Consider the following 12,302-nt stretch of genomic DNA (forward strand, 5'->3'; position numbering starts at 1 on the left):
TGATTGTCCTTTTCTTGCCATAAAAAAATCCCCTCCAGATAAAACAGTATTGAGTCCATCATATCAGATGGACTCTTTTTTACTGTCTACCTATAGGGGATAATACCAAATCCCCTCTTTTTTGTTTACAATATAGAAATGCTATATATGAATAGAGGTAGGGATGTTATGAGCAAGTTTACAGTAGCTTCTAATGGTGCATTAGAAACAACATTAAGAGGAGCAGAAGTATTATCAACACCACTTTTAAATAAAGGGGTAGCTTTCACACAAAATGAAAGAGAAGAGTTAGGTTTAAAAGGGTTATTACCGCCAGCGGTTTTAACGTTAGAAGAACAGGCACGCCGAGCATACGAACAATTTAGTTCTCAGCCGGATGATTTATTAAAGAATGTATACTTAACTGCGTTACATGATCGAAATGAAGTATTATTTTATCGTATATTAACAGATCATTTACGTGAAATGTTACCGATTGTATATACACCAACTGTCGGTGTAGCAATTCAAAGATATAGTCATGAATATCGTAAACCACGTGGTGTTTATTTATCAATTAACGATCCATCAGGTATCGAAGAAGCATTCACGAATATCGGTGCAACAGCTGAGAACATTGATTTAGTCGTTGTAACAGATGGAGAAGGCATATTAGGAATTGGTGACTGGGGCGTTGGTGGTATTAACATCGCAATCGGAAAATTAGCTGTTTACACTGCTGCAGTTGGAATCGATCCTAGTCGTGTATTACCGGTAATTTTAGATGTAGGTACAAACCGTGAGGAGCTATTAAACAATCCATTTTATATTGGAAATCGTCACCCTCGTATAACAGGTGAAGCTTACGATGAATTTATTGATACGTTTGTACAAGCGGTAAACAAACAATTCCCGAAAGCACTTTTACATTGGGAAGACTTTAGCTCTCGTAACGCACGAAAAATTTTAGATAAATACCGTCATGACGTTTGTACGTTTAATGATGATATTCAAGGTACAGGTGCAGTTTCACTTGCGGCAGTATTATCGGCAGTGAAAGCTTCTGGTGTACCGCTAAGTGAACACCGCGTTGTTGTATTTGGTGCTGGTACGGCTGGAATCGGTATCGCAGATCAAGTTAGAGATGCGATGGTCCGCGTAGGCGTATCTGAAGAAGAATCATATAAGCGTTTCTGGTGTATTGATCGTAACGGGTTAGTTACAGATAATATGGAAGATCTTCTTGATTTCCAAATTCCGTACGCAAGAAAAGAAGCAGAAGTAAGTGAGTGGAAAGAAAATGATGTGATCGGACTTGCTGAAGTTGTGAAACATGTAAAACCGACAATTTTAATTGGTACATCTACTGTTGCAGGTGCATTTAAAGAAGAGATTATTAAAGAAATGGCTTCTCACGTAGAAAGACCAATCATTTTACCAATGTCGAATCCAACGCCACTTGCTGAAGCAAAACCAGCAGATTTAATCGAGTGGACAGAAGGAAGAGCGTTAGTTGCAACAGGAAGTCCATTTGAACCAGTTACATATAACGGTGTAACGTATGTGATTGGACAATCAAATAATGCACTTATTTTCCCAGGGCTTGGTCTTGGAACAATTGTAGTACGAGCAAGCGTCATGACGGATGGAATGTTCGCAGCGGCTGCTGAAGCAGTTGCAAGTATGGTAGATACAAGTCAGCCAGGAGCACCTATTTTACCAGAGGTCGAAGAATTACGTAATATCTCAGAAATGGTTGCAATTGAAGTAGCGAAAGTTGCAGTTGCAGAAGGTGTTGCAAGAGTGAACTTAAGTGATAACGATATCAAGATGGCAGTGCAAGAAGCAATGTGGAAGCCAGAGTATCGCCAAATAAAAGCGGTAGAAAAGGTTAGAATATAGAAAAAAAGCCCGTTTATAACAATAAGCGGGCTTTCACTTTTACTACTGAAAAAAGTATAGGAAGTGTCACCTTTGAATTGGAATCAATTATGGAAGAAAGATATGTCCCTTTTAATTATATTAATGGTCGTTGTTCCGATTGCTGGGGAGCTGAACTTTCATCCCTTTAATGATACGTTTCGAGTTAGCTTCGGTACACCGCTATTCTTCTTTTTATTATTATTTTTAAGAAGAGTACCAGCAGGAGTTGCAGGTATTCTTGTTGGTATATCTGTAGTCTTATTCCGAGTATGTCTTGACTGGATCATGCAAGGTTCATTTCATATGACAGAATCATTTTATTTGCGTTATCCTGTGTTCTTCTATTATTTTATTTATGGCAGTTTTTTTTCGCTTTGTAGGGTAAATAAGTTCCATCAGAAACCAATCATTATTGGATGCCTTGGAATTTCAATTGAAATTGTTGCAAGTATGTCAGAACTTGCGTTTTATCACATGTTAGTACTAGGTACAACAATAACGATTTCTGAAGTGAATAAACTTATTATTATTGCTATTTTTCGTAGTTTCTTTGCACTTGTTTTTTTAAATATGATGAATTTATATGAAACGAAATTAAAAGAATCGCAAGTTCGAAAAGAAAATGAAAATATGTTAATGCATCTTTCTAATTTATATGTGGAATCTGTTCATTTGAAAAAGACGTTACAAAATGCGGAGTTAATTACACAAGAAGCATATCAACTATATCGAAATTTACAAGTAAGCGCTGATTCAAGTAGTAAAACAGCATTGAAAATAGCGGGGGAAGTGCATGAAATAAAAAAGGATAATCAAAGGATATTTGCAGGATTATCTAAACTGTTATTAGATAAAAATGTGGCTGAATATGTAGAAGGACATGAGTTAGCAGAGATGATTGTTAGAATAAACGAGAAGTATGCTGAAATGCTAGAAAAGGATATACGTTTTTCTAAACATATAGAAGGTGAGCATGCTGCATACCACGTGTATACAGTGCTATCAATTTTTAATAACTTAGTTGCAAATGCAGTTGAAGCAATTGAAGATAAAGGTTTCGTTATTATTAAGCTATATAAAAGAAATCAGCATATATTTTTTGAAGTAATTGACGATGGGCCTGGTATTACACAAAAGTATAAGAAATTAGTATTTAAGCCAGGATTTACTTCCAAGTATGATCAAACGGGAACACCGTCAACTGGTATTGGGCTTTCTTACATAAATGAAATGGTAACAGAGCTAGGCGGAGAAGTGAAATTAGAAGACCGAGAAAATAAAAGAGGATGTAAGTTTATCGTTTGTTTACCAGAGGATAGTTTAAAGCAGGAAGGGGAATAGATTTGTTTTATTATATCGTAGACGATGATGAAGTTTTCCGTTCGATGCTTTCGCAAATTATTGAAGATGGAGATCTTGGAGAAGTAATTGGTGAGGCGGATGACGGAGCTTTTATTGAAGCGGATCAACTAAATTTTAAAAAAGTAGATATTTTATTTATTGATTTGTTGATGCCGATGAGGGACGGAATTGAAACAGTTCGTCACATTGCGTCAACTTTCACGGGGAAAATCATTATGATTTCTCAAGTGGAATCGAAGCAGCTTATAGGTGAGGCATATACACTTGGTGTAGAATATTATATTACAAAACCATTAAACAAAATCGAAGTTGTATCTGTTGTACGCAAAGTGATGGAGCGTATTAGATTGGAGCGTTCTATACATGATATTCAAAAATCATTGAATAACGTGTTTCAGTGGGAAAAGCCGCAATTGCGTACTGAACCAGTGCAAGAAGGAAAAAAGATAGGGGATTTAGGACGCTTTTTACTATCAGAACTCGGTATTGCGGGAGAGAATGGAAGTAAAGATTTACTTAGTATGCTGGAATATTTATATGGTCAAGAAAAGGCACAGACATTTGAGTTTGGCTTTCCTGCGTTAAAAGAAATTTTTCATCATATTACGATAAGGAAATTAGGGGATCTAGCTTTAGAGGCGGATATTGATAAAGAGAAAAAAGCGTCTGAACAAAGAGTACGTCGAGCTATTTATCAGTCGTTAAATCATTTGGCTTCTTTAGGATTAACAGACTTTTCAAATCCAAAATTTGAAAGCTATGCTCCAAAATTTTTCGATTTTACCGTAGTTAGAAAACGGATGACAGAAATGACGAAAGATGAACTCGCATCTTCTGGTCATACGCGAATTAATACGAAGAAGTTTATTCAAGTGTTGTATTTTGAGGCGAAGAGGTTGATGGAGATAGAGTGAAGAAGATGCTTATAAATAAGCATCTTCTTTTGTTAAATCAACATTTTATATTTTCTCGTGGAGCATGTAAAATGTTAAGTAAGAGAAAATGGTTTTATATTAAGGAAGTGTCAAAGCGATGAGTTTCACATTGAATAAATCGATTATTAAAGAAGTGTGCGGAGAGACCTCATATAAAAGAGGTGAAGCCTATTATAAATCAAATAAAGTGATAATAGATCATTACGATGAAAATAAAGAAATTTGTGAGGCGACAGTAAAAGGGAACGAGGATTTCCATGTTACAGTAGCAAAAGCCAAAAAGGGTGATGTTGTTGCAAAATGTAGTTGTCCTTCATTAGCGTCTTTTCAAACGTACTGTCAACATGTTGCAGCAGTATTAATACAAATAAACTATAATCAACAAACAGGTGGAATGAGCTCCACTAGTAGCAGAAATGATCAATTGACAAGTGGTATGTTTCAGCTGTTTGCAGACAAACCACTGAGGCCAAAAAGTAAACAACACCGTTTTGATACACGTGAAATATTAGATATTGAGTTTATATGTACACCAGTTGCTACGAGAAGTGGTGGGGCTCTTCTTGGGATTCAATTGAAACTTGCCAAAGTGTATTTCATAAATCATATTAGAGAATTTCTTTCTAAGGTGGAGAAAAGAGAGTCTTTTCATTGTTCAAATGAATTTACATATACACCAGATGTACATAGTTTTAAACAAGAAACGGATGCAATTATTCAGCAGCTCATTAAAATGTATCATAACGAAAAAATGTATGAAGATACGCTAGAAGTACATGCGAAACAAGATGAAAGTATGATATTTATACCACCAGCTTCATGGAAAGATATGCTCTTTTCACTTTCTAAAGCTGAATATGTACAGCTGAAACAAAATGAACAACTGTTTCAGGGATTACAAGTTTCAAAAGGGTTGTTGCCGTTACACTTTGAATTTACGAAGGGAAATAATGGCGGATTTACACTTCATATAGAGGGTTTAAATCGTGTACAAGTTATGGATATGTATAACAATGCACTTTACGATGGGAAATTATATCACTTACACATTGAAGATTGTATGCGACTTATTGAATTACAAAAGATGAATAGTAATCAGTTTTATATTCCAGAAAGTAAGATGGAACATTTCGTCGCGAAAGTTGTACCAGGATTAATGAAGCTCGGAACTGTACACATTGATGAAGTAATATCGGATCGTGTTGAAACACCTTCGCTAAAAGCGAAATTGTATTTAGACCGCGTGAAAAATCGCTTATTAGCAGGTCTTGAATTTCACTATGGGAACGTCATGATTAATCCGCTAGAAGAGGACGGACAGCCGTCTGTTTTTAATCGTGATGAGAAAAAGGAAAAAGAGATTTTAGACATTATGAGTGAAAGTGCTTTTGCAAAAACAGAAGGCGGTTACTTTATGCATAATGAAGAAGCTGAGTATAACTTTTTATATCACGTTGTGCCAACATTAAAAGGTTTAGTTGATATTTATGCGACAACAGCAATCAAATTGCGAATTAGTAAAGGGGATGCAGTTCCTCTTATTAGAGTGAGAAGAAAAGAAAGAATTGATTGGTTGTCATTTCGTTTTGATATAAAAGGAATACCAGAAGCAGAAATTAAAGGTGTATTAGTGGCCCTTGAAGAGAAACGTAAATATTATCGATTGGCGAATGGTTCGTTTTTATCGCTAGAGAGTAAAGAGTTTAATGAAATTAATCAGTTTATAAAAGAATCAGGTATTCGGAAAGAATTTTTACATGGAGAAGAGGTAAATGTTCCGCTTATTCGGAGTGTAAAATGGATGAACGGACTTCATGAAGGCAATGTTTTAAGTTTGGATGATTCTGTTCAAGAGTTAGTAGAAAACATTCAAAACCCGAAAAAATTAAAGTTTGCTGTGCCAAATACTTTAAATGCAGAAATGAGAAAGTATCAAGTATATGGGTTCGAATGGATGAAAACACTTGCTCATTACCGTTTTGGCGGTATTTTAGCAGATGATATGGGACTTGGAAAAACGTTGCAAAGCATTGCTTTTATAGATTCTGTTTTGAATGAGATTCGAGAAAAGAAACTGCCAATATTAGTCGTTTCACCATCATCTCTTGTTTATAATTGGTTTAGTGAATTGAAAAAATTCGCCCCGCATATTAGAGCAGTTATTGCAGATGGAATTCAAGCAGAGCGCCGGAAAATTTTGAAAGATATAACGGAATTTGATGTTGTAATCACGTCATATCCATTACTGAGAAGAGATATAAGATTGTATGCAAGACCATTTCATACACTATTCCTTGATGAAGCGCAGGCGTTTAAAAACCCTACAACGCAAACGGCAAGAGCTGTGAAAACAATTCAAGCTGAATACCGTTTTGGGCTAACGGGTACACCTGTAGAAAATTCATTAGAAGAGCTATGGTCTATCTTCCATGTCGTCTTCCCAGAATTATTACCAGGAAGAAAAGAGTTCGGTGATTTAAGGCGTGAAGATATAGCGAAGCGAGTGAAACCATTCGTATTAAGACGATTAAAAGGGGACGTATTAAATGAGTTGCCAGAGAAAATAGAGCACTTACAATCATCGGAGTTATTACCCGATCAAAAGAGTCTTTATGCTGCTTATTTAGCGAAGCTAAGGGAAGAAACGTTAAAGCATTTAGACAAAGATACGTTACGTAAAAATAAAATTAGAATTTTAGCTGGTTTAACGAGATTGCGACAAATTTGTTGCCATCCTGCTTTATTTGTTGATGATTACAAAGGAAGTTCAGCTAAATTTGAACAACTGTTAGAGATTTTAGAGGAATGTAGAAGTACAGGGAAGAGAATATTAATTTTTTCTCAATTTACGAAGATGCTTTCCATTATTGGTCGTGAGTTAAATCGACAAGCAATTCCATACTTTTATTTAGACGGGAGTACACCAGCGCAGGATCGTGTAGAGCTGTGCGATCGGTTTAACGAAGGAGAAGGAGATCTATTTCTCATTTCTTTAAAAGCTGGTGGTACCGGACTTAATTTAACTGGTGCAGATACAGTAATATTATATGATTTATGGTGGAATCCAGCTGTTGAACAACAAGCGGCCGATAGGGCGTATCGAATGGGACAAAAAAATACAGTGCAAGTTATAAAGCTAGTAGCTCAGGGAACAATTGAGGAGAAAATGCATGAACTGCAAGAAAGTAAGAAAAATTTAATCGCTGAAGTGATTGAGCCGGAGAAGAGAAATTGTCCTCAATCACAGAGGAAGAAATTCGAGATATTTTAATGATTTAATATAAAAAAGCTATGCCTTCAAATTTATGAGGGCATAGCTTTTTTGTTGTAATAATTATATTTTGTTTTGTACAAAGTAAAGAAATCAAATGTTATTTAAATTACTTCTTTGTACCTTTACTTTTGTAGGGTTTGGCAGCTGCCTTTTTCTTTGCACTTGATTGCCAACGGTTCCATCCTTTACTTCCTGTACCTTGTCCTACACCTTTTTTCGGTTTTGCTTTCGTTTTACTCATATGATCACTCCGTTATATAAAAAATCTTATTTAATAATAGCCAATGTTTTAGAAAAATATTCTGGATAAATGACTATGTTTGTTTTAAGTAAAAACAAACTGCTTGAATGCTATAGTATATCATGAAATTGCAAGTAAACTGAAAGGAATTATAAAGAAAATGAAAATAATAAGAAATACTGCGGATTCTATATTCCGAACGATCACATTAATTATTGTGTATACGTTAGTTTCGGTCAGTGAAACATTTTTTGGATTGACGAGGCAGAAAAAGTAAAGATATTAAATTAACAACAATCAATAAAGCCGTAAAATAAAGAATTGAAAAATATTTTAAAACTTTTTGTTGACTTTCTTTATTTTTTGTATAGAATAATCATTAATAAAATGTTTCAGAGATGTGACAACAAAACGACTATGAAAGGACGAGTAGTAGTAGGACGTAGTTTAAGCGAGTCAGGGGTGGTGTGAGCCTGATACGAAGCCTATTATGAAGAACCTCCTGGAGTTGCTAACCGAAATCCTTTATAGGAAAGTAGACTTAGCCGGGAACTTCGCCGTTACAAGAAGAACAGTATCGAGATATTCCATCTCCGTATTGTATAAGTGAGCAACCTCTGTTGCTAATTTGGGTGGTACCGCGGAACCAAAGCCTTTCGTCCCAGTTTTTTGGGAAAGAAGGGCTTTTTTTGTTGGCTTCTTTTCACAACATCCAAACATTTTAGGAGGAAACCACCATGTATCAATCATTAATGACAGTAAGAGAGACTCAAATTGCAATTAAGGAAGTTAAAACATTTTTCGAGGACCAATTAGCAAAACGCCTTGAACTATTCCGCGTATCTGCACCATTATTCGTAACGAAAAAATCAGGATTAAACGATCACCTAAACGGTGTAGAACGTCCAATTGAATTTGATATGTTACATTCAGGAGAAGAATTAGAAATTGTTCATTCACTAGCGAAATGGAAACGATTTGCATTACATGAATACGGATATGAAGCTGGTGAAGGTTTATATACAAACATGAACGCGATTCGTCGTGATGAAGAACTTGATGCAACGCATTCCATTTATGTTGACCAATGGGATTGGGAAAAAATCGTTCAAAAAGAATGGCGTACTGTTGAATACTTACAAAAAACCGTACAAATAATTTATGGAATATTCAAAGATTTAGAAGATCACTTATTTGAAAAATATCCGTTCCTTGGAAAGTATTTACCGGAAGAAATTGTTTTCGTTACTTCTCAAGAATTAGAAGATAAATATCCAGAATTAACACCGAAAGATCGTGAACATGCAATTGCAAAAGAACACGGTGCAGTCTTCATTATCGGAATTGGTGATGCACTTCGTTCAGGTGAAAAGCATGACGGACGCGCAGCTGATTATGACGATTGGAAATTAAACGGTGACATTTTATTCTGGCACCCAGTACTACAATCTTCATTTGAGTTATCATCAATGGGAATTCGGGTTGATAGTAAATCACTTGATGAGCAGTTAACGAAAACTGGTGAAGACTTCAAACGTGAGTATGATTTCCATAAAGGTATACTAGAAGACGTACTACCATTAACAATCGGCGGTGGCATTGGACAATCAAGAATGTGCATGTACTTCTTACGTAAAGCACATATCGGTGAAGTTCAATCTTCTGTATGGCCTGACGATTTACGTGAAGCTTGCAAGAAAGAAAACATTCATCTGTTTTAATAGAAGTAAGGGAATAGCTTAAATATAGAGCTATTCCCTCTTTTTTATAAAACATTACTTATTTATTACCGAGTTCTTCTGCTAAACCGATTAAAATTCCTTCGACTCCACGAATGTAGCAGAGACGATACGAGTTCTCGTACTGAACTACTTCGCCAACGAGCTCTGCACCATGCTTAGTGAGTCTCGATACCATTTCGTCAATATCCTCGACAGTGAACATGACGCGTAGATAACCGAGGGCGTTTACAGGAGCTGTTCGGTGATCTGCTATAGTAGGAGGGGTGAGAAATCGCGAAAGTTCAATTCGGCTGTGGCCATCTGGAGTGACCATCATAGCGATTTCTACGCACTGAGAACCGAGTCCAGTTACGCGACCAGCCCATTCACCTTCGACATTTGCTCGACCTTCGAGATTCAAGCCAATCTCCTCAAAGAAAGAGATTGCGTTATCAAGGGATTCTACAACGATGCTGACATTGTCCATTCGTAGTAATTTGTTTTTTGCCATAGTCTTATCTCCTTATGTATAAAAGTTTATTATTTAATTATCCTCATAATTATACTACTAAGTAGTTACAAATTCCTTTCAGTCAAAAACACCTTGTCACAGTATAGGAAAATGTGACAAGGTGTTTTTTAATATATCATATAGCATCTTGTTAACGAATAGCTTTTTATTTAATAGGAAGGAAGTAGATTGATATGTTTTTTTTATAAGCGTTACTAAACATATCAAATTAGCTCATTTGCACGAAAGGCTCAATTTTCGCCATAAATGATTGATGCAGCGCCTCAACGCCTGTTACTAAATGAAGGCGGTCAATAACGACAGACACTTTAATTTCTGATGTACTTACCATTTTAATATGAATATCTTCTTCTTTTAAAGTAGTGAACATATTTGCAGCGACACCTGGGTTAGATACCATGCCAGATCCTACGATTGATACTTTTGCTAAGTGATTTTCATGTTCTACAGATTCGTAGTGAAGAGTTTCTTGATTTTGTTCCAATACTTCTAATGTTTCTCTTAAATCATTCGAGTGAATGGAGAAGGAGAGATGAACAGTTCCTTCATTTGTAATACTTTGAATGATGATATCTACATTAATATGTGCCGCTGCTAATGTAGAGAAAACAGTTGAAAGTGAACCTTGTTCTAATCCTTTCACTGTGATGCGTGTAATATTATCTTCAAATGCAATACCTTTAACGATTGATTGTTGTTCCATGTTACATTCTCCTTTTACAATTGTTCCGTTTTCTTGTTCCATACTTGAGCGAACTTCTAAAACTACGTTATGATTTTTAGCAAACTCAACAGCACGCGGGTGTAATACGCCAGCACCGAGGTTTGCAAGTTCTAACATTTCGTCATAAGAAATTTCATCTAATTTATAAGCATCTTTTACAACTCGTGGATCCGTCGTATATACGCCGGTCACATCTGTGTAAATATCACATTTTTTTGCGTTTAGTGCAGCAGCTAATGCGACAGCAGTTGTATCAGAACCGCCTCGTCCAAGCGTTGTAATTTCAAAATCTTCACTGACTCCTTGGAAACCAGCTACAATAACAATCGTACCTTCAGCAAGATAAGATTGAATACGATCTGTATGAATGTCAGTAATCCGTGCACTACTATGTACAGATTCTGTCGTAATACCAGCTTGCCACCCTGTTAATGAAATTTCATGATAGCCTTTTGCTTGCAGTGCCATTGTTAATAATGAAATAGTTACTTGTTCTCCTGTAGATAGAAGCATATCCATTTCACGTTTACTTGGATTTTCTGTGATAGCGTTAGCGAGTGCGACAAGTTCATCTGTGCTTTTTCCCATTGCTGAAACGACAGAGACAATGCTATGACCTCGTTCATATTCTTCAATAATTAAATTTGCTACATGTTGAATGCGTTCGACGCTTCCGACAGAAGTGCCACCAAATTTTTGAACAATTGTTTCCATTACAAATTCCTTCTTTCGTCTATTTTTAAGAATAGATTAGGAAATATATAAATCCCCAATACTCCTGTAGTTACCAGAAAGACAAACAAAAAACACCATCTCAAATAAGTGAGGATGGTGCTGTTACAGGAAAAGGGAAACAGAAAACGGAGCTAATAAAAAAACCGCCAAAAAAGGAATATCATAAAAAAATGATATCTCTTTTTTGTAGATAGCTCTTCATACGTACACGTCTGTACATATGACAGTTCTGTTTCTATTCGAAAACAGCCCCAATTGATAAATGCAGAGAAATTTATCAATTTCGGCAATACTTCCTTTCATCTAAGTTCATAGACATCTCTGTGTCTCCATTAGAATACTCATAAGTATCGCAACCTCTATCTCACGTTTTAGGCGAGAGTGTTTGATTTATGAAGTTGTTGGTAACATTTGTTTTATAATAATTTAAATTTTTCGTGGAATCAAGTGTTTTATATATATTTTAAAAATTCTTTCTTTTTTCTGAGGAAGTTTGTGAAAAATGTAGCAAAATAAATTCATTGCATGTACATTAAAGTTATAGTGCATAGGAGGTGGGGAGAATGAAAAGGAAACAGCCTATTTATGTTGCGACAAAAATGAACACGACGATGGAAAAATTATGGGAATATACGCAAGAACCAGATATACATACAGAGTGGGATGCTCGCTTTACTGAAATTTCGTATTTAGAGAAAAAAGAAGGGGAACCACAGAAGTTTTTGTATAAAACAAAGATTGGATTTGGGCTTGAAATAGTTGGAGAAGACCTGCGGTAGTATGTCAACTGAAAAATAATATCTTTTGAAGTTATCAAAGGACAAATTGCTTAAAAAAGACATCACGAAACTAGACCAGTATTTTATGTAAAATACT

General features: G+C 35.7%; 7 protein-coding genes, 2 pseudogenes, 1 riboswitch and 1 other annotated feature. Of the genes and pseudogenes, 6 read left to right on the top strand and 3 right to left on the bottom strand.

Annotated features, from left to right (window positions below):
• Positions 1 to 168 precede the first annotated feature (168 nt).
• From malS to MR168_RS29405, 4 genes and pseudogenes are all read left to right on the top strand, one after another.
• Positions 169 to 1,881 (top strand): oxaloacetate-decarboxylating malate dehydrogenase, encoded by a 1,713-nt coding sequence (gene malS / locus MR168_RS29390; protein WP_002023847.1) that lies wholly within the window; start codon positions 169 to 171, stop codon positions 1,879 to 1,881.
• A 63-nt stretch (positions 1,882 to 1,944) separates the two neighbouring features.
• Entirely contained in the window at positions 1,945 to 3,243 is a 1,299-nt protein-coding gene (locus MR168_RS29395) for an ATP-binding protein (RefSeq protein ID WP_242291698.1), read from the top strand.
• 2 nt (positions 3,244 to 3,245) lie between these two features.
• On the top strand, positions 3,246 to 4,178 hold the full coding sequence (locus tag MR168_RS29400) for a response regulator (RefSeq protein ID WP_000500302.1): 933 nt from the start codon (positions 3,246 to 3,248) through the stop codon (positions 4,176 to 4,178).
• Between the two features lie 118 nt (positions 4,179 to 4,296).
• Positions 4,297 to 7,478: pseudogene (locus MR168_RS29405) on the top strand (SNF2 helicase associated domain-containing protein).
• 101 nt (positions 7,479 to 7,579) lie between these two features.
• On the opposite strand, the gene MR168_RS29410 reads toward MR168_RS29405, so the two are convergent.
• Positions 7,580 to 7,714 (bottom strand): DUF3934 domain-containing protein, encoded by a 135-nt coding sequence (locus MR168_RS29410; RefSeq protein WP_000047588.1) that lies wholly within the window; start codon positions 7,712 to 7,714, stop codon positions 7,580 to 7,582.
• A 408-nt stretch (positions 7,715 to 8,122) separates the two neighbouring features.
• Positions 8,123 to 8,381, top strand: a binding site (T-box leader).
• Positions 8,382 to 8,451: 70 nt separating this feature from the next.
• Between MR168_RS29410 and asnA the strand changes: the two genes are divergently transcribed.
• Positions 8,452 to 9,435, top strand: coding sequence for an aspartate--ammonia ligase (gene asnA / locus MR168_RS29415; protein WP_086411703.1), 984 nt, complete (start codon positions 8,452 to 8,454; stop codon positions 9,433 to 9,435).
• 58 nt (positions 9,436 to 9,493) lie between these two features.
• Here the strand turns inward: asnA and MR168_RS29420 are convergent, their stop codons facing one another.
• Both MR168_RS29420 and MR168_RS29425 read right to left on the bottom strand, forming a co-directional pair.
• Positions 9,494 to 9,946 carry a VOC family protein gene (locus tag MR168_RS29420; protein ID WP_001107259.1) on the bottom strand — a complete coding sequence of 151 codons (453 nt, stop codon included), beginning with the start codon at positions 9,944 to 9,946 and terminating at the stop codon, positions 9,494 to 9,496.
• 229 nt (positions 9,947 to 10,175) lie between these two features.
• On the bottom strand, positions 10,176 to 11,405 hold the full coding sequence (locus tag MR168_RS29425; protein ID WP_086411704.1) for an aspartate kinase: 1,230 nt from the start codon (positions 11,403 to 11,405) through the stop codon (positions 10,176 to 10,178).
• A gap of 204 nt (positions 11,406 to 11,609) precedes the next feature.
• Positions 11,610 to 11,796: riboswitch (Lysine riboswitch) on the bottom strand.
• Between the two features lie 193 nt (positions 11,797 to 11,989).
• On the opposite strand from MR168_RS29425, the pseudogene MR168_RS29430 reads away from it, so the two are divergent.
• Positions 11,990 to 12,193, top strand: a pseudogene (locus MR168_RS29430) (hypothetical protein); the annotation flags it as partial.
• Positions 12,194 to 12,302: the final 109 nt, after the last annotated feature.

The organism is Bacillus cereus group sp. BfR-BA-01356 (genome assembly GCF_022663635.1).
In the GTDB taxonomy this organism is placed as follows: domain Bacteria; phylum Bacillota; class Bacilli; order Bacillales; family Bacillaceae_G; genus Bacillus_A; species Bacillus_A cereus.